The following is a 19,424-nucleotide window of genomic DNA, read 5'->3' as shown; positions in this document are numbered from 1 at the left end:
GAAGAACGCGGATTGAAGAACGCCATTCGAAGGGCGGCGGGGGAAACCTATAGAAGGGAACCCCATAGGAACCCGTCGAAGTCGGCCTTTTGAAGTAAGACTTTTGAAGTAAGACTTTTGAAGCAAGCCTTTCGAACGATCAGTGAAGACAAAATTTTAGGTTTAAGCGTTGGGATTTAAGTTGATGTTTAAGTTAAACACCAACGCTTAAACGTTACTTCGTTAATTATTATGCTGACAGCGTATGGCTGAAGGCTGAGCGGTGAATCAGGCAGTTCAGCGGCGAGCATTTTTGCGTAGCGTTAGTGGTCTGGGTGCTGTGTCTACATAAGCTGCTAGGGGCAACGACCCCATAAGCAAGCAAAGCCTATTTATAGGCAGACAGCCCCCCCGACGCCCGGAATCCGCCGCGGAATGAGGTCATGCACGTCAAGCGCCCAACAGGTACTGCACCTGAATGGCGCCAAGCGAGCTCGAAAGAGTTGGCGCTGCGAACAACGCAGCCGCGTGGCCTTGGCCGATTCACCAGTTTTACCCGTATTTGCGCCGCGCTGGGCCACCGTCCAGGGCGGCTTTATGCGGTGCAACATGCCCAAACGGGTTGCGACGACCACGGAAGCGACTATGACCAAATCCACCGGCAAATCCTCCTCTGCAATTGATGCGGCTGAACTCAAGGCCCCTGCGGCCAAGCGCGCCGTAAGCATGGCGGCGGAAAAAGCGCCCGCCAAGACGGCGGTGAAGGTCGCCAAGCCCGCTGCCAAGACGGCTGCCAAGAAGGCAACCAAGACGGCTGCGGCTGACAAGCCCGAAAAAGTGACGAAGGCACGCGCCAAGAAGGCTGAGGACAAGCTCGCCGACTTGGTGGGTGGCAGCGCACCGCGTTCGGGCCCGGTTCCGAGCGGCCGCCGCCCGGGCCGACCCGCCAAGAACGCCAATAACGATTCCGACGGTTTCGACGACACGATGGACGGCGAAGGCGAAGTCCTGCCCGATCTGAAGCCGCCCAAGCGCGGCGGCAAGCGTGGCAAGGCTGATCCCAAGGATCTGATCGCCCGCGGCCCCGTGACGCCGGAAGAATACGAAGCTCGCCGCAACCGCCTGAAGCAGCTGATCAAGCTGGGCAAGGACCGCGGCTACCTGACCTACGGCGAAATCAACGACCATCTGCCTGACGATCTGGTCGACGCCGAAGCCATCGACGGCATCATCAGCACGTTTAGCGACATGGGGATCGCGGTCTACGACCAAGCCCCCGACGCTGAAACGCTGCTGATGAGCGAAAACGCCCCGGTTGCGTCCAACGACGACGACGTTGAAGACGAAGCCGAAGCTGCATTGACCACGGTGGATTCCGACTTCGGCCGCACCACCGACCCCGTGCGTATGTACATGCGCGAAATGGGCTCGGTTGAGCTGCTGACGCGCGAAGGCGAAATCGAAATCGCCAAGCGCATCGAAGACGGCTTGAAGCACATGGTCATGGCCATCTCGGCCTGCCCGACCACGATCAACGAAATCCTGGCCCACATCCTGCGCGTGCGGGAAGGCCAGGCGCAGATCGACGAAGTGGTCGACGGCCTGGTTGATCCGGAAGACGGCGAAGAATACGCCGGCGCCGGTGTCACTGCCGACGAAGACGAAAGCGATGACGGCCCCGCGGGCGGCATGTCCAGCAAGCAGCTGGAAGACCTGCGCGTGAAGGCGCTGGCCAAGTTCGACGAAGTCAACAAGCAGTTCGACAAGATGCGCCTGTCGTACGAGAAGGACGGCTACAAGTCGGACATCTACGTGCGCGCCCAGGAATCCATCCAGAACGAGCTGATGGGCATCCGCTTCACCGCCAAGATGGTCGAGAAGCTGGCTGACACGTTGCGCAACCAGGTTGAAGAAGTGCGCCAGCTCGAGCGCGCCGTTCTGCACACGTGTGTGGACCGTGCCGGCATGTCGCGCACGCACTTCATCAAGGTCTTCCCGGGCAACGAAACCAACCTGCAGTGGGTGGTGGACGAAGTCGCGGCTGGTCATCCGTACGCCGAGACGCTTGAGCGCCAGATTCCCGCCGTGCAAGAACTCCAGCAAAAGCTGATCGACCTGCAAACGCGCGTCGTGCTGCCGCTGAAAGACTTGAAGGACGTCAACAAGCGCATGGCCACCGGCGAAGCCAAGGCTCGCAAGGCCAAGCGCGAAATGACCGAGGCCAACCTGCGTCTGGTGATCTCGATCGCCAAGAAGTACACGAACCGTGGCCTGCAATTCCTGGATCTGATTCAGGAAGGCAACATCGGCTTGATGAAGGCCGTGGACAAGTTCGAATACCGTCGCGGCTACAAGTTCTCGACGTACGCCACGTGGTGGATTCGTCAGGCCATCACGCGTTCGATCGCCGACCAGGCACGCACCATCCGTATCCCCGTTCACATGATCGAAACGATCAACAAGATGAACCGGATCAGCCGTCAGATTCTGCAGGAAACCGGCGCTGAGCCCGATCCCGCGACCCTGGCGCAGAAGATGGACATGCCCGAGGACAAGATCCGCAAGATCCTGAAGATCGCGAAAGAGCCGATCTCCATGGAAACGCCGATCGGTGACGACGATGATTCGCACTTGGGCGATTTCATCGAAGACACGTCGACCCTGGCGCCTTCGGATGCGGCTTTGCACGGTTCCATGCGTGATGTGGTCAAGGAAGTGCTAGACTCTCTCACCCCGCGTGAAGCCAAGGTTCTGCGTATGCGTTTCGGTATCGAAATGAGCACCGACCAGACCCTGGAAGAAGTGGGCAAGCAATTCGACGTGACTCGCGAGCGCATCCGCCAAATAGAGGCTAAAGCGCTGCGCAAGCTGCGTCACCCCAGCCGGGCCGATAAGCTGAAGAGCTTCCTGGAAGGGCAGTAATTTTTTCCTGGGCCTCTAGCTCATGCCTGGTTAGAGCAGCGGACTCATAATCCGTTGGTGCCGAGTTCGACTCTCGGGGGGCCTACCAAAGAAAGACGCGGGTCTCGGAGCAATCCGAGGCCCGTTTTCTTTTGCGTGGGGGATTTTTTGCCAATCTCTCACAATGCCAATTTGATCGACTCGGTTGCCAAGTGCGCATAGCGTCGGGTACTGGCGGCCGACTTGTGGCCAAGCACGGTGCCGACCGTCTAGAGGTTGTCCGATCCGATGCGTCAGTCGAACACATTCAAAAGCACGTCTGCCACCACTGCGGTCGCTACGGCGACAAGAATAAGGTCGGTGCCTGCCACTTGCCACTCGTAGCCGGGGTAGACAGGCAGCCTCGCCAGCATGGGGGCGGGGACCATCTTCTTGGCTATCCCAGGGGGTAGTGGCTTTCCTCGGGCGAGGTTTTTCCGGATGCCGGGCGGAAGCGAGCTATAGCCAGATAACCCGTACTCGCGAGCGTAGCCTTGGGCGATTGAGATGGTTATGCCGGCGTGCCGTAGCGTGACGCTCCCGCTGTCGCCATGGTTATCTCCGCCTTTACTCTTGGACGATTGGCCCTTGTCGCTCTTGCCCTTATTGTTGCCATTGCCATTGCCATTGCCATTGCCATTGCCGTTGTTGCCTTGGCCTTGTCCCGCGTTGTCGGGCTTTCCTTTGCCTTCAGGCGGGGCTGCGGAAGTCGCGCTGGCCCAAGCCATACAGCATGTGGCGGCGATCACAAGGAGCTTGCGAGTTGGGCGATACATGAGAAGACCTCCAGAAGTGGCGCGAATGCGTTGTCGTGATTCTAAAACTGCCGATTCGGCGTATCGGGACTTCGTCTGAAAAAGATGTAAAGGTTGGGTACGCCTGGCACGTGAATTACCCGTCTTCGCTAGTCAAAGCTCGAATTGTTCAGACTCGGAAAACATACTTCGTCACGACGACATTCACGATGCTAATTGGTTGAGGCTCAAAGTTTCAGAATGACACCTTGGGTCCCGTCCGCGACCTCGCCACCACGCGTAACATCGTCCATGTTCACTAGTCTGAAAGGGTCTAGGGCTTGGAAGCAGCCCGTGCGACGATGGCCCATCACCGCGCTAAGTTCGTGCGGCCGAATGCGAGGTTTTCAATGAACGATACGCAGCAGGAAAATCCCAGCAAGAAGCCTGATCCCTCACAGAAAACGGACCCGCCTACCGATCCTGTCGACACGCCGAAAGAGAAGAGCGATGCGCCACGACGCATGCGCTGGCCCGCCGATTTTCCGGCCAAGCACTGATCGGTTTAGCGCGGTGGCGTCTCCTTGCTTCGCCACTTTCGGCGTATCCGTGATGCCAGGTTAATAGAACGCCAAGCGCAAAAGAGGGCGCAACCCGGCGCAACCCGGCGCAATTGACGCATATTGATCGACTCAATTCGTACGCCCACGTTGACTCCTACTATTGCTGCCCAGTATTCGCGCAGCTTGCGTGATGTTTCACACCATCGCCGCATTTTTTTAAGAAGTGATTTTTTGTGGTTTAAAAATATCACTATTGTGGTCGACTTCAACACCCTCTGGATGGTATGGTGCGGACTCTCATTCACTTCTGAGGCCATTGCGGACACTGGACGCCTGGTGCTGGATTGACCCTGCATGAGTCAGGCAAGTGGGCGCAGTTGGCATACTTTCTTCGCATGGGGAGGTATGAACGATGTCTTATCTGGGTATCGACGTGTCCGAACTGAAACTGCGCTGCACCCTGCTGCTCGGACCGAAGAACGACAAGTGCAAGCGCAAGGTGGTGGCCAATAATCGGCAAGGCGTGTACGAGCTGATTCGATGGTGTGCCAAACACGGGCTGTCGTCGGATCAGGTGCATGGCGTGATGGACGGCACAGGGCTTTACCACGAGCAGTCGGCCACGACGCTGCACGACACAGGCGCGACGGTTTCGCTCGTCAACCCGGAAAATGTTCATGACTTTGGCCAAACGCGGGACATGCGATCTCGGACCGATGGGCTCGATAGTCTGACGCTGGCTCGCTACGGTGTCGCGGCGCAACCGCCGACTTGGCAGCCGTCTCCTGCCCACGTCCGTGCACTTCGTGACTTGGTGGCGCAATGGGAGGCGTTGTCCGAAGACCGGACGCGATCGCTGAATCGGCTAAAAAAAGCGGACGCGAGCGCAGCGCTGGCGTTGGTGGAAAGCTCGATCAGCAATTCGCTGTGTTTCTATGATGGCGAAATGGCACGGTTGGAAAGGGCGATTGATGATCACATTGACCACCATTCGGACCTGCAAGAAGACGCTGCCTTACTTGCAATGATTCCCGGGACGTGTATGAACCGATCCCCGTCTCGTGAGAATTGTTGAACATTATCTCCGGTTTCATTTTGTAGTATCTCCACTGAAAGCAATTAGAAAGGTGGAGAAATGCCGGCTTGTAATGATTGCGAGGGCATTGTTCAGAATAAACGTGGCGCGCCCGGTCACGATCGGTTGATATGCCTGGAAGTCGTCAGAAGTTTGGCGTCGGTCACGCGGGGCGCCAGGCACGAAGCATTCATTTGCTCGGTCTGCAATACCGAGTGGGATCACTTGCACGACAAGAAAGACGCGAACGCTGGCTGGAGCCGGTGCTAGACCGCCAGCCCAGCGCGCGGTTGACGCTAGTGACACCGTTGTCACCGCGGCGCCATTCCCTTTCGTAGCCGGTTCGGCGCTTCCATCAGCGACGTCGTCATGTCGTCGCGTTCCTGCACACAGGGTTCGTCGCGCAAGGCTTTCATGAAGTCGTCGTAGAGCTCGCCGGTCAGACCGGCGGGACGCTTGAAGTCACCCGACAGCTGATAGGCGCGCAGCAGGACGGACCTTAGCCGTTTGACCTCCCAGAGCAGGGAGATCACGTCGGGGTTCCAGGGCTGACGCTCGCGGATGGTGCGCAGGTCGGCGTGGGTGAGGGGGGATTTGAACGGCATAGCGGAAAATACTGTTTATATATCCAGTATAGTCCGCGATAAACGGGGTCATTTCATCGGCGTGGCAATCAATTTTTCGGCGGGGTAGGGAACGAGGAAGTCGCGGGTCCGGTCGCTGGACGACGTCAGCCAGTCACCGTAGGCGCCCTCCGGCAGGATGACGACCATGCGCTTTTCTTCGCCGGGCCGATGGTAGCGCTGGAACAGCGGGTCGTGGTCGGCGTTGATGGTCAGCATGGTGTAGCTCTCATTGAGCTGGCCGCTGGCATCGCGCCATCGGTCCCATAGGCCGGCGATCCCCAGCGGAGCCCCATCGGCTCGCGCAAAGCGCGTGGAAATGGCCGAACCCGATCGCCAATCCGGTTCGAATATCGCATCCGCAGGAATGATGCAACGTTGCGCCCGGCGCCAGGCATTGCTGAACGTGAACGACTTGGCGGCGGTCTCGCTGCGTGCATTGAACGTAGAGAGTTTGCCCGCCTTGTCCTGCCCGTCGGCACGAGTTAACGCAGAGATCAAACCCCAGCGGCCGGTGACGGCTTCGCGCTCGGGAACGGCGTCGTCTCCGGCGTCGTGTTCCACCGGCCTGCGCACGAATACTCCCTGATATCGAGGCCACATGTCATAGGGGCCGGCAGCGGGTTTCGTGCGCACGCCGAACTTCTGTAGCAGCAATTCGGCATCCTTCAACGTCTGATAGTGCGAACACATGCATGCCTCGTCATTGGGAAGCGGCGAAATCAGTATACGGGTGTCTGTCAGCCTTCCGTTGGCATCCTGAGAGTACGATTTATTCCATGGAAAAACCTTCATCACAGCAGGCCCTACTCTGGGTAGTCGCGGCCTGCTTTTTCATGCAGACGCTGGACACCACGATCGTCAACACCGCCTTGCCGTCGATTGCACGCAGCTTGGGCGAGGACGTGCTGGCGTTAAAGCCTGTGGTGGTCGCGTACACGCTGACCATGGCAATGTTCACGCCGGCATCCGGCTGGCTGGCGGATCGCTACGGCACGCGTCGCGTGTACTTGGCGGCCATTTTGATATTTGCCGTGGGCTCGGTGTTTTGCGCCGTGGCTCAGACGCTGACGCAGTTGACGATTGCGCGGGTGGTGCAGGGCGTGGGCGGCTCCATGCTGTTGCCGATCGGGCGCTTGGCGGTCCTGCGCACGGTGCCGGGTGACCAATACATATCGGCGTTGGCCTTCGTGTCGATCGCGGGTCAGATCGGTCCTATTTTTGGTCCGACCCTGGGCGGGTTGCTGGTGCAGGTGGCAAGCTGGCACTGGATTTTCATGATCAATGTCCCGATCGGAATCGCAGGCCTGTTTGCCGTGCGCCGCTACTTGCCTGAAGACGCATTGCCGGACGTGGCGCCGTTCGATGTGCTGGGTTGCGCCTTGTTGTCGTTGTGCATGGTGTCGTTTTCGCTTGGCCTGGACTTGCCGCCGGGTGCCGGCCGTATGGCGTGGTCGGCGGGCTTGTTCGCGCTTAGCGCCCTGACGGTGTTGTTATATGTGGTGCATGCGCGCCGGCGTCAGAATCCGCTTTTCCAATTGCGGTTGTTTAACGAGCCTAATTTCAGCGTCGGCTTGGTGGGCAATCTGGTTTGCCGGATCGGCAGTAGCGCGGTGCCGTTCCTGTTGCCGCTGTTGCTGCAATTGCAGTTGGGCTATAGCCCGCTGCAATCGGGGCTGATGATGCTGCCGGCTGCAATCGCGGGGACGATATCCAAACCGTGGATCGCCCCGCTCGTCCGGCGTTTCGGCTACGACACGTTCCTGTTGGTCAATACGCTGTTGGTCGGTGCGTCGATCGTGTCGTTTGCCGCCATTTCACCCGGGTGGCCACTCGCGTTGCAGGTGCTTCAGCTTGCCCTGTTCGGTGCGACCAACTCCATGCAATTTGCGGCGATGAACAGTGTGACGTTGAAAGGACTGAGCAAACAGGACGCCGCCAGCGGGAACAGTCTGTTTTCAATGATCCAGATGCTCGCCATCGGCCTGGGCGTGACCATCGGGGGCGGGTTGGTCGGCATGTTCTCGGGCGAGGCGAATGCCGCTTTGGGCCGCGCATTTACATTGAGCTTCGTGTGCGTGGGCGTCATCACCTTGTTATCTGCCTGGGTGTTCCGGCGGCTGGATATGACGCAATTGGGGCGTCCGGCGGGTAACCGGCCAGCCGCTGGCTAACTATTTCTGAGAGCCGGAAATGGAAGAGCGCCCCAGCTCTAGATGAGTCTGAGGCGCTCCTGCCCGGCTTCGCACGCGATGGGTGTCAGACAGCCCGGCAACTCAAATCTACTGCTCGGCAATCGCGTCGACAATAGGGAAAACCCTGGAAAATTAGCGGCTTACATGATTTCGTAGCGACACGAATATCGAGCCTGAATCACCCCTCGCCGCCGTTGGCGCGAGGGGTTTTTCTTTGTGCATCGCAATGGATTTTTCGTTGAAAAAAGGGGCGTGATCAATTTGCCCACCTCGGTATCTGCGAATTGTGGCCCCTGCGCGTCAAGCCGACACTGCAGCCTACTTTCAAGGAACCGGAGAGCAGAGATGCAGGCAATACGTTTACGTCAGTTGGGCCAAGGCATGACCGAGTACATCGTGGTCGTGGCCTTGGTGGCCGTTGCGGCGATCGCCGTGTATCAGTACTTCGGGCAAGTGGTGCGCTCGCAGACGGCGGCCATGGCGCGCGAACTTGCAGGGGAAGACGGCGGCACGCAAACGCGCGCCGCGCAGCAGGCGGCGCAGAAGGCGGCGGCGCAAACCAAGGCGCGTTCGCTCAAGTCCTTTACCGGCAACGCCACGGATGCGAAGTGATCATCCATTGCCAACTGCCACCGCATCGACAGCACGGCCAAGCCTTGGTGCTGGGCATGTTGATCGTGTCCGTGGCTGCGGCTTCTCTGGTCGTGCTCTACAACCTGGGCCAGACGGTGGCAGGCCGCATTCGCCTGACGCACGCGGCGGATGCGGCCGCCTACAGCGGCGCGCTTGAGCAGGCACGCGTGCTTAACGCCATCGCGTATATCAATCGAACACAGATCGCGCATCAGGTAGCGATGGCGCATTTGGTCACGCTTGCCGCGTCGGCGCAGTATGGCCGCGCATTGCACGCGCAGCGCACTCGGGGGAATCCTCCGTCCAGCCTGATTGCCATGTTGTTCGGGCCAGAGATGGGGCTGGCGTACCGCGCCGGGCAAGCGTCGCCGATTGTTGACGCGCAGTTGGCAAGCGCATTCGCGCAGCATGACCGTGTCGTGCATCAAGTGTTGGAAACTGCCGCCAATTCGGCAATGACGGAGTTGACCAAAACGCGTGATCGCATCATGCAAAAAGTGCTTGCCGCCAATCTGGATGACCTGCCTTCAGCAGGGGATCAGCGTGCGGGGACTATTAGCGTGCGTCTGATGTCGGACGCATGGCCGGGCTTTGTGGAACGCCATCGCGCCAACCGAAAAACGGGCTTGTGGCCAGCAATAGATCTAGCGGCAGGCCGCTACGGTTTTCTGAAACCGCGGAATGCCACGCGGCGCAATCCTTGGCCGGTCAGCCATCGCTGCCCGTTGAAGCGTCATGAGCTGCGCCGCCGCGGTTCGACATGGCTTGGGCCGGATGGACGGTGGGGCGCATTGGATACGCAGTCGTTCCATGCTCTGCGATCCAACCGCTGGGTCGGTTGCTATTTTCGTGAATACGCCATGGGTTGGGGGACCACGCAAGGTCAGAAAAGCAAAGGACCCGACGGCCTTGATTATGTGGATGAACCGCCTGCTGATTTCTCTCAAGAGGATTTTTGGCGCTGGGTAGAGCAGTCGACATCGTGGGACATATTCAACGGTGTGACGAATCCCATGGCCAACTCCTACGCGATGGCGTCCGCGCAACGGTGGCCAGGCCGAGGCCTGCCGACCTACCGGGAAGTCGCGTCGTCGCGCATCCACTTGCCCTTGCGCTTCGCAGTCAGCGTGCGCATGGCAGGCGCCTTGTTGAAGACGACGGATGCGGGTAGCGCAGTGGCCTCACCGATGGGCATTTTCCGCTATGCCGCTTTGGGGCGGTCAGGGGGAATAAGCGTGACCAGCGCCGCAGAAACGTACTTCCTGCGCCCGGAGTCGCGTGCTGACGGCCGTGGCGAACTGGCCACGCTGTTTCGCCCTTACTGGCAGGCCCGTCTCTCTGCCGTTGCTTCTCAGGAACGGCAGCATGCCAGGGGAACACCATGATGAAGATCGCAAAGAGACCCGAGCCGCTCGGTCAACAAAGGGGGCAGGCTGTTGTCGAGGCAATGCTGATGATGCCTTTGATGGGTGTGTTGATCTGGGCGGTGTCGTGGGTGGGTGGCCTGCAGTTTTCCGCGCAGCAGATGTCTCAGGCCAGCCGCAAGGCTGCCATGGCAGGGGCAATGGGGCAACCGCTCAGCCCGCGTGATGCGATGAAGGCGATAGGCCTGAACCGGCGCGTCGAGGCCTTGACGGATGTGGCCGCGCAGCACGTAGCTTTGTTGCAGGACGAATGGTTTGGCGGGGAGCTACAGCTGTTGTCCGTGCACGCCCACGCAAACCCAAACCCAAACCCACGCGCACCCCATCTTGTCTCTGCGTTTGCGGCGCCGATCACTCGCTACACCCGGGTCGCGGTGGGGGCGGGCTATGCGCACGGGGATAAGGACGCTAGGTATCGCATCGCCAACGCGCCGACGGCATGGCGGCAGGCAGAACGCCTCTCGGTGGCGCAAGCGCGGCGATTTGAGTCGCTTGTCGCGCGCATGGACGGCCCTTGGGGCAGGCCATCGATGCAGACGGATTGGCTTTCTGCATGGGCGGATGTGGTGCCGGGGGATCGGCTGAACCAGAAAAGAGGGCAAGCTAAATGAGCACGTATTCGCAGGCTAAGTCTCGTCGAGACCAACGAGCCGTCGTTCGCCATGTCTGTTTGCCGATGCTGATGAGCGGGCTGGCCGGAATCGCCATGCCCGCTTTCGCAGGGCCCGCCGATCTTGCTGCACATGCGCTGCCGAATGGGGACCCGGGAAAAGCGATGTTGAGCCGACTGCGTTTCCCTCCAGGCTCCAGCCACGTTCTGCTGGCCGATCAACTCTGGCTCCACGGCTATCCCGCGCAGGTGGTGGTGTTTGATACGCCAGCCACTGCTCCTGATTTGATCCGCATGCTCTCTGCGCAACAGCCGGCGCTGGCTGATTTGAATGTGCTGCCGGGGCAGTTGATTTTGTCCGGGCGTATCGGTGACGAGCAGTGGGTGGCGCAGATGCAGCGCACGCGCGACGGGCGCACTGTCGGCAGCATCTCATCAATGCGTCTGGCGCCTGCCTCCAATCTGCCTGCGTCCTTGCCTACGCCATCATGGCTGCCGGCTGGGGCGCGGCTGCACCTTGATGTCGTGGTCATGGACGCAGGTGTCAGGGTGTCTGAACGTATTTGGCGGCATGCGTTGCCGCCTGCGCGATTGGCGCCGCTTGTCCAGGCGGGCTTGCTGCGCGACGGTTGGCGCCGGCAATCCGAAGAAGGCGCCGTTCAGTCGTGGGCAAGGCGAAATGATCGTATGCAGATATCGGTGATGCCGCTTGAGACCGGCAGCGGCATTCGCGTGATGGGATGGGCATCATGAAGAACTTGCTAATCCAAAGTGCAAAGCGATTGCGTCGAGTCAGCATATATGGACTGGCCTTGCTTGCCGGCTTGGTATCGGCGTGGGCGGTGCGCGAACACGTCCAGAAGCGGGTCGAGGCGCTAGAGGCCGAGGCGCGCACTCCCGTGGTCGAGCGCCTGGTCGCCGCTTATCCCCTTGCAGCCGGGACGATGCTGGAAGACGTTCATTTGGCCGTGCGCGAAATTCCAGAGCAGTGGGCGCCCAGCGCCAGCGTGGACCCGTTAGCCATGAGCAGCTTGCTGGGGGGCATTCTGGTTGCCGATGTGGGGCCCGGCGAACCATTGCTGAAAACGCAACTGAGCTTCAATGCCCCCAAGCCCGCCCTGGCATCACGGTTGCAGACGGGGCAGCGGGCGTTGACGGTATCGGCGGCAGACTTGGGCGGTCTGGCCAGCCAGTTGCGGGCTGGCGATTTGATCGACATCTACGTGACGTTCCCTCATCGTCAGCGGGAGCTCACCGTGCCGTTATTGCAGAGCATGCGGGTTTTGACCGTCGACGACGAGGCCGACGGCGACAAAGGTGGGATGGGCGTGGGAACCATCACCCTGGCCGCCGACCCAGCACAAGCCATGAAATTCGTTGCGGCCCGGCAGGCCGGCACGTTGACGGCAATGGTGCGGCATCGCGACGACGTGGCGGCGGTGGCGGCATCCAAGCAAACGGATCTGGCCTCGCTGATCGGGCTGGACCCCGACCCGTTGCCCGCCCCGGGCGTCTCCATTCTGTACGGGGACCGCGTGGACGCGCATTCCGCCATGCCGTCATCGAATGCGGCGTCGCGATTTCGCCTGGAATCGGAGCAACCATGAAGCGACTCGCATGCGTTGTTGGCGTCATCGTCTTGAGTTTGCCTCTGCGGGCGGCTGCGTCTGCGTCGGTAGAACTCGAGTTGCAAGTGGGCGAGACGCGCGTTCTACCGCACCCCGGTGTGAAACGAGTGGCGATCGGCAACGGACAGGTGCTTAGCGCCGTTACCGCTGAGGGGCGCGATGTCGTGGTCTTCGCACGTGCCGAGGGCGTGTCCTCCGTGCATGTCTGGACGGCGGCGGGGCGCAGCAATGCGTATGAGTTTCGAGTGGTGCCTGCCGGCGCGCCTCGGTTGCGGGCCGAGGTAGAAGCGCTGCTTGCCCGCATCCCTGGCGCACGCAGCGCAAACGTGGGCGGACGCATCCTGATTGAAGGCGACGATTTGTCAGATGACGATCGCGCACGTATCGCCGCGTTGGCTGAGCGCTATCCCGCCATTCTGGACTTCACGGGACAGGTCGGCTGGGACCGCATGGTCTTGCTGGATGTGCAGGTTGTCGAGATCCCGACTTCCCGATTGCGTGAGTTCGGCGTGCGTTGGGACGGCATGACCCAAGGCGGGATGAATGCCGGTTTGGCGTGGGATGCGGGATCGCGGGGGCGCATGACCCGGCCAGGGGAATCGGTGATCGAAACCGCTGGGCCGGCCTCCGCCGCAGCGGGCTACTTCGGCATCAATGCGCTGTTGTCCGCGCGGATCGCGGCCCTGGCGCAAAGCGGCGAAGCCGTCATGCTGGCTCAGCCGCAATTGCTGGCGCGTAGCGGGTCAAGCGCGACGTTCCTGGCGGGCGGGGAAGTGCCTTATACGTCGACAGATTCGCGAGGCAATCCCACCACCTTGTTCAAGCCCTATGGCGTGTCGCTGAACATCACGCCGCGCATTGACCGCAACGGCGTCATTCGTTCTTTGATTGAAGTCGAGGCCAGCTCGGTGGACACGACGCTCAGCGTCGCAGGAGGCCCAGCCCTGCGAACACGGCGGGCATCGACCGAATTCAACGTGCGTTCGGGCAACACGCTGGTCATCGGTGGCTTTTTGTCGCGGGAGCAGGGGCAAGAGGTCAACGGTCTGCCATGGTTGCAGAACATCCCCATTTTGGGCGCGCTATTTTCGTCGCGCCGATATCAGCAGCGGGAAACGGAACTGGCGATTTTCGTCACGCCGAAGATCGTGACGCAAAGCGAGCCTGCGATGTTGGATCGGGTGCGGCGCGGGCGCGACCTGCTGGACGCCTCGTTTCCCGAGCCGCCTCGGCTAGGCACGGCGACGCCCGCCGTCATCGACGGATGGAATCCGTATTCGGGCGATGGTTCCCAATGGATTGGGCAAGACAGGACTGCGCAGGACAGGATTGCACAAGACAGGACTGCACAAGACAGGACTGCACAAGACAGGACTGCGCAGGACAGCGCAACGCAAAAGCGATAACGGGGGAATTTACATGCTGGATATCGAGATGACGTTTGAAGACTCGGGCGTTCGCCGCCAGACTGCCCACGTGCCGGTGTTGATTGGCAGGGGCGCGCAATGCGACTTGCGTATCGTGAACTGGCGGGTGGGGCGTCAGCACGCCAGGTTGTCGCGCGAAGATACCGATATTGTGCTGGAGGATCTGGGCACGCTTGCCGGCACCCTGGTGAACGGCGTCAGGGTGGCGCGGCATGCGCCGGTGCTGCCTGACGATGACATCCTGATCGGCCCATGCCGCCTGAGGGTGCGATGGGCTGCGAACGGCGACGCCAATCAATTGAGCGCGCCGCCGCACGGGCCGTCCGAAGCCGCCGACCCCCTTCCCGAGGCGGCGCTGCCAACGGGCACGGTGGCAGCCATTACGCTAATGGCGCCGCAGCGGTTGCACGAACGGCGGCGTTTGCATGCGGCGTTGCTGGAAGCGCTGGATTTGCGCAGGCGCGATGTGGCTGGCATGAGCGATGACACGTTGCGTGCTGAAGCCGAGCGGCTGCTCACGCATATCGTGGCTACCGATATTGACGTGCCCGCGGAGGCGGACCGAGCGGCGTTGTGCCAAGAGGTGCTGGACGAGGCCGTGGGTTTGGGTCCCCTCGAACCTTTGCTGGCCGCGCCAGAAATTACCGAAATCATGGTCAACCGCTATGACGAGATCTATGTCGAGCGCGGCGGACGGCTGTGGCGGCATCCGGCGGCATTCACCAGCGAACAGTCGGTGCGCTGGGTGATCGAACGCATTGTCACGCCGTTGGGCCGCCGTATCGACGAAAGCTCGCCAATGGTGGATGCGCGCCTGCCAGATGGGTCGCGGGTGCACGCCATCATTCCGCCTGTGGCGATGAAAGGCGCCAGCCTGACGATACGGAAGTTCCCGCAGCGGCGTCCCAAAATGCCCGATCTGATTGCGGCGGCATCGCTGAGCAACGCGATGGCGCAGTTTCTCTCGTTGTGCGTGAAGATGCGCAAGAACCTCGTCGTGTCGGGCGGGACAGGCTCGGGCAAGACGACCTTGCTGAACATCTTATCCAATGAAATCCCAGATGGCGAGCGCATTGTCACCATCGAAGATGCCGCCGAGTTGCGGTTGAATCACGATCATCTGGTGGCGCTGGAGGCGCGGCCGGCCAACCAAGAGGGCAGGGGGCATATCGATATCCGCGAACTGGTGCGCAACGCCTTGCGCATGCGGCCGGATCGGATTGTCGTCGGCGAATGCCGGGGAGCGGAAGCGTTCGATATGTTGACGGCGATGAACACTGGCCACGAAGGGTCATTGACGACCTTGCATGCGAATTCGCCGCGTGACGCGCTCGGCCGCCTGGAGTCGATGATCCTGATGGCGGGCCTGGATTTACCGCTGGGCGCAGTGCGTGAACACATTGCCGCCAGCGTGGATCTGGTCGTGCAGCAGGCCCGGCTGGCGGACGGGCGGCGCGTTGTGACGTCTATCGCGGAAGTCGCGGGCATGGAAAGCGGCCGCATTCAACTGCAGGATCTGTTTCGGTTTGACCGCCAGTCTGGCTTTATAGGTTGTGGTGCGTTGCCCGGCTTTGCGCAGACGTGGGCGGACGAGGGGGCCACGTTAGAGCCCAGCTGGTTTACGGAAGTGGTGGGGGCGGTCAGTCCCATTGCCGCCACGTTTTCACAAGGTTCGCCGTGATCTGGCTGGCGGCGTCGGCCGCGATGTGCTGTGTCGCACTATTGGCTTGGCATGCCCAGGTGTGGTTCGCGCCTGCGCTGCGCAAGTATCGCGAGCTCTACACGCAAGACGCTGGCGTCCGCTTAAGTGAAGTGTTTCTCTTTATTGATCCGGCCCAGCTATGGATGGCGGCCGTTGCCTGCGCGGGCGTGACGGCCACGCTGGTGTTTTCAGTGACGGCAAGCGCAGTGGCGGCGGCCCTGTCGGCCGGGGTCGCGTCAAGGGCGCCACGCATGATGGTCGATGTGCTGCGCCGCAGGCGGGCATGCCGTTTCGAACAGCAGTTGCCAATGGCGTTGCTGATGTTGGCGTCGGCATTGCGGGCGGGCGTCGCGTTGCCTACGGGTTTGCGTCATGTGGTGGAACAGAGCGGCGCGCCGCTGGCGCAGGAATTCGGGCTGATGCTGCGCGAGCAACGGCTGGGGGTGACCTGGGATGCCGCGCTGGAAAATCTGCAGCAGCGTATGCCGGCGGATTCAACCGCCTTGGTGGTTGCCGCCATGCGTATCGCCGCGCAAACGGGCGGCAATCTTGCCGAGGCGCTGGAGAGCATCGCGCAGACCTTGCGCGCCCGGCTGCAGTTGCAGGCGAAATTGCAGGCGCTGACGTCTCAAGGGCGATTACAGGCCTGGATCGTGGGGGCGTTGCCCTTGGTGTTATTGGCGGTGCTTGATCAACTTGAGCCCGAAGTCATGGGTTTGTTGTGGCACACCCCGATGGGGTGGGGCGTGCTGGCGATCATAGTGGTGCTTGAAACCGCTGGCGTACTGCTGATCCGGCGAATCATCCGGATTGATATCTGACGGGGGCGATGATGTGGTTGACTCTGGGAATGTTGACGGCAGCGGCAGGCGCCGGGGGGCTGACGTGGTTGGCGTTGCGGCCATTGCTGTGGAGTAAGCAGGGGGTATCTGCCGACGTGCCGTGGTGGTGGCGGGCTGCCTGGCCTTGGGTGTCGGCGGTGGCGCCGTTGGTGGGGCCGCTGTGTTCCTGGCGATTGCGCGTTCGCCTGACCCGGCTGATTGAGCAGGCGGCGTTACCCGCCAGCGTAGGCTATGCGCATATCGCCGCGTTGTCCGCCAGTGTTGCGCTTGTCGCGGGCATGGCCGCGGCCGGGCTCTTGTTGCTCAACGATTACCCGGTGGGATTGGCGTTGCCATGGGCGACGATTCCGGTTTTGGCCGCGGGCATCGCACCAGGGTTATGGTTGCGCAGCCTGGCGGAAAAGCGCCGCCGCAGTATCGAACGCGATCTGCCTTTCGTGTTCGACATGATGACCCTGTGCGTGGAGGCCGGTTTAAGTGTGCAAGGCGCATTACAAACCGCCGCGCAGAGCGGACCGCCCGGCGCCTTGCGAGACGCCCTGGCCGATGCCCTGGCCGAGATGCGCGCAGGGGTGGCGCGCACCGCCGCGATCAAGGCGTTGGCGGAACGCAGCAACAGCCCGCTTGCCCGGACATGGGCTGCGGCGCTGGCACAGGCGGAAGCATTGGGCATCAGCCTGGGGCCGGTGCTGCGTGCCCAGGCCGCGCAATGCCGCAGTGACCGGCACCTGCGCGCCGAGCAACTGGCCATGCAGGCGCCTGTGAAAATGCTGTTGCCGCTGATCGGATGCATCTTTCCATGCACTTTCATCGTGCTGGCGTTTCCGATTGCCATCCAACTGCTTCAAAGCGTGCAATGAGCCGTCATCCTCCACTGACCAGGGATCGGCTGCGGTTGCTGCGCGTTAACAGCTGGGTGGGGCGGATGCGGGGGCTGCTGGGAAGAAGGCCGCCCGGTGGGCGGTCCGGCATCTTGTTGATGCCCTGCGCGGCAGTGCATACCTTTGGTATGCGTTACCCCATCGACGTGGCGTTTGTATCGCGCGAGTTAAGCGTGATGCGGGTATGCAGGGCGCTGCCGCCCTGCCGCATCGCCTTATGCCTGGGCGCTATTGCTGTTGTCGAGCTGCGAGCTGGCGTTATTGATGCCGAACACCGAGGTATAGGCCGGATAGAAGCTGCAATACAACACGCCACCCGCCGCGATGTTGAACGGGATCTGCAACGTGCCGGCGAATTGGGGCGACAGCCCCATCGACACCAGCAAACCCGCGCACAAATCGATGAACAGGAATATCAAGGCCCAGGTGGCGCCATAGACCAGGAACGGCCACTTGTTGCGCCAGCAGGCGATGCCAGAAAAGAACAGCGCCTGTACCAAGCGCAGGCCATGCCAGGCAACCAAGACCGGGGCATGCCAGAACAGCGCCGCAATGATCACATAGAGGATCGCGAAGATGGTCAGCGGCACTCGCATGGCCAGCAGGACGGGTTCCAACGTGCGCTCAACCGAGGCGATGCGGAACGCTTCGGCCATTGAGTCCATGAACGGCAGGAACGTCAGCAGGCCAGTCACCATGCTCAGCCCCGCGTACAACAACCCCATCAGAAAGAGTTTGCGGAATACGCCGGGCTGCTTGAGGGGCTTGCCCCACATCGATGGAAGCATGACGCGGTCGGCGTCCACGTGCTTGCACGCCGATAGCGTCATGAGGGTGATGATGGGCATGAGCGCCACGACCAGAATCGGTCCCACCGGCGGCGTCGCGCTGGCGAAGACCACCAAAAGGCTGATGAACATGGCCCAGGTGAACATGGCCAGAGGTTGTTTGCGGAACAGACGGAAGCCGTCTCGAACCCATTGCCAGCCGGATGTCGCGGGTAGGAATGCTGCTTGCATGGCTCTCTAAAGGGTGTGATCTCTCAAAAATTGGACGCGCTAGCCCCATTATGGGGGGCGTAACGGTTACGGCAATATTGGCAAGCCGGGGCGGTGGCGTGCTTGCAACACTCTTTCGAAGTGACGCGGGTCGTGTGGCTTCAGGGTTTGCGCCGGCCGGGGCAGGAAAAAGTCGTACAGGCGCGACACCCAGAAGCGCAGGGCGGCAGCGCGCAACATCAACGGCCAGACTTCGCGTTCCGCATCGGTAAACGGGCGGACGCTGGCGTAGGCGGCGAGCCAGGATTGCACCAGTTCCGGAATGAACTCCCCCGTATCGCGGTCAATGCACCAGTCGTTGACGCTGACTGCCACGTCGAACAGCCAGGTGTCGCAGCCCGCGAAATAGAAGTCGATGATGCCGCCCATGAGCGGGTCTTCGAAGGTGCCGGCGAACAGCACGTTGTCGCGGAAAAGATCGCAGTGCGCCGGGCCGGTCTGCAGCGCTTGCCAGGCGGGCGTTGCGACGGCGGCCTGCTGAGCAGCCAGCTCGGCGCTCAGCAACAGGGCTTGCGCGGGTTCCAGGAACGGCATGACCTTGGGCGCCGTTTCCACCCACCAGGACAGGCCACGCAGATTGGGCTGGTGAATCGGGAAGTTCTGGGCGGCCAGATGGGCGCGGGCCAGGGTGGCGCCAGCCAGGGCGCAGTGCGCGGCCCCGGGGGCAGGTTCATAGCCGCCGGGCAGGCGCGAAACAATGGCGGTGGGCTTGCCATGCAGCGTGGTCAGCCGCGTGCCGTCGCGCAGGGTCTGGGGCTGCGGCACCGGGATGCCGCGCTCTGCCAGGTGATACATCAGTTCGATGTAGAAGGGCAGTTGGGCGTGCGTCAACACTTCGAACAGCGTCAGGACGTATTCGCCCCGCGTGGTGTAGAGGAAGTAGTTGGTGTTCTCGATACCCGCCGTAATCCCTCGAAGCGAGACAAACTCGCCCAGGTCGAATTGCGCCAGAAGGGCGCGCGCGTCGTCGTCGGATACGGGAGTGAATACGGCCATTGATATGCAAAGGTGATGGGTTAACGGACGCTCGGACATGCCTGTGCGGCGGCGGCGGCGCAATTTTAGACCACATAGCGGGTGGGGTTGCGCAGAGCCCGAAGGCCCGGCCGC

18 protein-coding genes, 1 tRNA gene and 1 pseudogene are annotated in these 19,424 nt (G+C 61.4%); 15 read left to right on the top strand and 5 right to left on the bottom strand.

Features of this window, described 5'->3' with window-relative positions:
- Positions 1 to 624 precede the first annotated feature (624 nt).
- Both rpoD and AC1DB0_RS28575 read left to right on the top strand, forming a co-directional pair.
- Positions 625 to 2,901 carry an RNA polymerase sigma factor RpoD gene (rpoD, locus tag AC1DB0_RS28580; RefSeq protein ID WP_054427458.1) on the top strand — a complete coding sequence of 759 codons (2,277 nt, stop codon included), beginning with the start codon at positions 625 to 627 and terminating at the stop codon, positions 2,899 to 2,901.
- A gap of 9 nt (positions 2,902 to 2,910) precedes the next feature.
- A tRNA-Ile gene (locus AC1DB0_RS28575) sits at positions 2,911 to 2,989 on the top strand.
- 184 nt (positions 2,990 to 3,173) lie between these two features.
- Here AC1DB0_RS28575 and AC1DB0_RS28570 read toward each other — a convergent pair.
- Entirely contained in the window at positions 3,174 to 3,695 is a 522-nt protein-coding gene (locus AC1DB0_RS28570; protein ID WP_054427459.1) for an anti-virulence regulator CigR family protein, read from the bottom strand.
- Between the two features lie 368 nt (positions 3,696 to 4,063).
- On the opposite strand from AC1DB0_RS28570, the gene AC1DB0_RS28565 reads away from it, so the two are divergent.
- On the top strand, positions 4,064 to 4,213 hold the full coding sequence (locus AC1DB0_RS28565; RefSeq protein ID WP_156337015.1) for a hypothetical protein: 150 nt from the start codon (positions 4,064 to 4,066) through the stop codon (positions 4,211 to 4,213).
- Between the two features lie 415 nt (positions 4,214 to 4,628).
- The gene (locus tag AC1DB0_RS28560) at positions 4,629 to 5,291 is read left to right on the top strand and encodes an IS110 family transposase (RefSeq protein ID WP_447577388.1); all 663 of its coding nucleotides are present in this window, start codon (positions 4,629 to 4,631) and stop codon (positions 5,289 to 5,291) included.
- 311 nt (positions 5,292 to 5,602) lie between these two features.
- Here AC1DB0_RS28560 and AC1DB0_RS28555 read toward each other — a convergent pair whose 3' ends face one another.
- Both AC1DB0_RS28555 and AC1DB0_RS28550 read right to left on the bottom strand, forming a co-directional pair.
- On the bottom strand, positions 5,603 to 5,896 hold the full coding sequence (locus tag AC1DB0_RS28555) for a hypothetical protein (protein ID WP_054427461.1): 294 nt from the start codon (positions 5,894 to 5,896) through the stop codon (positions 5,603 to 5,605).
- A gap of 48 nt (positions 5,897 to 5,944) precedes the next feature.
- A complete protein-coding gene (locus AC1DB0_RS28550) occupies positions 5,945 to 6,607 on the bottom strand; it encodes an SOS response-associated peptidase (protein ID WP_054427462.1) in 663 nt (220 codons plus the stop codon).
- 86 nt (positions 6,608 to 6,693) lie between these two features.
- Between AC1DB0_RS28550 and mdtD the strand changes: the two genes are divergently transcribed.
- The 11 genes and pseudogenes from mdtD to AC1DB0_RS28495 form a co-directional block, all read left to right on the top strand.
- A complete protein-coding gene (gene mdtD, locus AC1DB0_RS28545) occupies positions 6,694 to 8,088 on the top strand; it encodes a multidrug transporter subunit MdtD (RefSeq protein ID WP_476757064.1) in 1,395 nt (464 codons plus the stop codon).
- A 366-nt stretch (positions 8,089 to 8,454) separates the two neighbouring features.
- Entirely contained in the window at positions 8,455 to 8,721 is a 267-nt protein-coding gene (locus AC1DB0_RS28540) for a hypothetical protein (RefSeq protein WP_054427464.1), read from the top strand.
- A gap of 188 nt (positions 8,722 to 8,909) precedes the next feature.
- Entirely contained in the window at positions 8,910 to 10,127 is a 1,218-nt protein-coding gene (locus tag AC1DB0_RS28535) for a hypothetical protein (RefSeq protein WP_338060105.1), read from the top strand.
- Positions 10,124 to 10,777: a TadE family protein gene (locus AC1DB0_RS28530; protein WP_476757063.1), complete on the top strand. Its 654-nt coding sequence runs from the start codon at positions 10,124 to 10,126 to the stop codon at positions 10,775 to 10,777. The genes AC1DB0_RS28535 and AC1DB0_RS28530 overlap by 4 nt, the downstream gene beginning before the upstream one ends.
- Positions 10,774 to 11,529, top strand: a complete 756-nt coding sequence (locus AC1DB0_RS28525; protein ID WP_476757062.1) for a hypothetical protein — start codon at positions 10,774 to 10,776, stop codon at positions 11,527 to 11,529. The genes AC1DB0_RS28530 and AC1DB0_RS28525 overlap by 4 nt, the downstream gene beginning before the upstream one ends.
- A complete protein-coding gene (cpaB, locus tag AC1DB0_RS28520) occupies positions 11,526 to 12,383 on the top strand; it encodes a Flp pilus assembly protein CpaB (protein ID WP_476757061.1) in 858 nt (285 codons plus the stop codon). The genes AC1DB0_RS28525 and cpaB overlap by 4 nt, the downstream gene beginning before the upstream one ends.
- On the top strand, positions 12,380 to 13,810 hold the full coding sequence (locus AC1DB0_RS28515) for a type II and III secretion system protein family protein (protein WP_476757060.1): 1,431 nt from the start codon (positions 12,380 to 12,382) through the stop codon (positions 13,808 to 13,810). The genes cpaB and AC1DB0_RS28515 overlap by 4 nt, the downstream gene beginning before the upstream one ends.
- A 13-nt stretch (positions 13,811 to 13,823) precedes the next feature.
- A complete protein-coding gene (locus AC1DB0_RS28510) occupies positions 13,824 to 15,512 on the top strand; it encodes an ATPase, T2SS/T4P/T4SS family (protein ID WP_476758806.1) in 1,689 nt (562 codons plus the stop codon).
- Positions 15,509 to 16,354 (top strand): type II secretion system F family protein, encoded by an 846-nt coding sequence (locus AC1DB0_RS28505; RefSeq protein ID WP_054427470.1) that lies wholly within the window; start codon positions 15,509 to 15,511, stop codon positions 16,352 to 16,354. Before AC1DB0_RS28510 ends, AC1DB0_RS28505 begins: the two co-directional genes overlap by 4 nt.
- Positions 16,355 to 16,365: 11 nt before the next feature.
- Positions 16,366 to 17,235 (top strand): type II secretion system F family protein, encoded by an 870-nt coding sequence (locus AC1DB0_RS28500; RefSeq protein WP_476757095.1) that lies wholly within the window; start codon positions 16,366 to 16,368, stop codon positions 17,233 to 17,235.
- Positions 17,163 to 17,465, top strand: a pseudogene (locus AC1DB0_RS28495) (DUF192 domain-containing protein); the annotation flags it as partial. The gene AC1DB0_RS28500 and the pseudogene AC1DB0_RS28495, both read left to right, overlap by 73 nt.
- A gap of 6 nt (positions 17,466 to 17,471) precedes the next feature.
- Here the strand turns inward: AC1DB0_RS28495 and AC1DB0_RS28490 are convergent.
- Both AC1DB0_RS28490 and AC1DB0_RS28485 read right to left on the bottom strand, forming a co-directional pair.
- A complete protein-coding gene (locus AC1DB0_RS28490; RefSeq protein WP_054427471.1) occupies positions 17,472 to 18,275 on the bottom strand; it encodes a BPSS1780 family membrane protein in 804 nt (267 codons plus the stop codon).
- 66 nt (positions 18,276 to 18,341) lie between these two features.
- The gene (locus AC1DB0_RS28485) at positions 18,342 to 19,310 is read right to left on the bottom strand and encodes a homoserine kinase (RefSeq protein WP_175169815.1); all 969 of its coding nucleotides are present in this window, start codon (positions 19,308 to 19,310) and stop codon (positions 18,342 to 18,344) included.
- Positions 19,311 to 19,424: the final 114 nt, after the last annotated feature.

Source organism: Achromobacter sp. 10T422 (assembly GCF_056394065.1).
The sequence above is the reverse complement of the archived record's forward strand: the minus strand, read 5'-3'. Positions and strand labels throughout refer to the sequence as shown.

Excerpts from the sequence above, each read along its gene's own strand:
- AC1DB0_RS28510 (WP_476758806.1), top strand. The coding sequence starts at position 13,824 with ATGCTGGATATCGAGATGACGTTTGAAGACTCGGGCGTTCGCCGCCAG.
- cpaB (WP_476757061.1), top strand. The coding sequence starts at position 11,526 with ATGAAGAACTTGCTAATCCAAAGTGCAAAGCGATTGCGTCGAGTCAGC.
- AC1DB0_RS28500 (WP_476757095.1), top strand. The coding sequence starts at position 16,366 with ATGTGGTTGACTCTGGGAATGTTGACGGCAGCGGCAGGCGCCGGGGGG.
- AC1DB0_RS28540 (WP_054427464.1), top strand. The coding sequence starts at position 8,455 with ATGCAGGCAATACGTTTACGTCAGTTGGGCCAAGGCATGACCGAGTAC.
- AC1DB0_RS28515 (WP_476757060.1), top strand. The coding sequence starts at position 12,380 with ATGAAGCGACTCGCATGCGTTGTTGGCGTCATCGTCTTGAGTTTGCCT.
- mdtD (WP_476757064.1), top strand. The coding sequence starts at position 6,694 with ATGGAAAAACCTTCATCACAGCAGGCCCTACTCTGGGTAGTCGCGGCC.
- AC1DB0_RS28490 (WP_054427471.1), bottom strand. The coding sequence starts at position 18,275 with ATGCAAGCAGCATTCCTACCCGCGACATCCGGCTGGCAATGGGTTCGA.
- AC1DB0_RS28485 (WP_175169815.1), bottom strand. The coding sequence starts at position 19,310 with ATGGCCGTATTCACTCCCGTATCCGACGACGACGCGCGCGCCCTTCTG.
- AC1DB0_RS28555 (WP_054427461.1), bottom strand. The coding sequence starts at position 5,896 with ATGCCGTTCAAATCCCCCCTCACCCACGCCGACCTGCGCACCATCCGC.
- rpoD (WP_054427458.1), top strand. The coding sequence starts at position 625 with ATGACCAAATCCACCGGCAAATCCTCCTCTGCAATTGATGCGGCTGAA.
- AC1DB0_RS28530 (WP_476757063.1), top strand. The coding sequence starts at position 10,124 with ATGATGAAGATCGCAAAGAGACCCGAGCCGCTCGGTCAACAAAGGGGG.
- AC1DB0_RS28570 (WP_054427459.1), bottom strand. The coding sequence starts at position 3,695 with ATGTATCGCCCAACTCGCAAGCTCCTTGTGATCGCCGCCACATGCTGT.
- AC1DB0_RS28550 (WP_054427462.1), bottom strand. The coding sequence starts at position 6,607 with ATGTGTTCGCACTATCAGACGTTGAAGGATGCCGAATTGCTGCTACAG.
- AC1DB0_RS28525 (WP_476757062.1), top strand. The coding sequence starts at position 10,774 with ATGAGCACGTATTCGCAGGCTAAGTCTCGTCGAGACCAACGAGCCGTC.
- AC1DB0_RS28560 (WP_447577388.1), top strand. The coding sequence starts at position 4,629 with ATGTCTTATCTGGGTATCGACGTGTCCGAACTGAAACTGCGCTGCACC.
- AC1DB0_RS28565 (WP_156337015.1), top strand. The coding sequence starts at position 4,064 with ATGAACGATACGCAGCAGGAAAATCCCAGCAAGAAGCCTGATCCCTCA.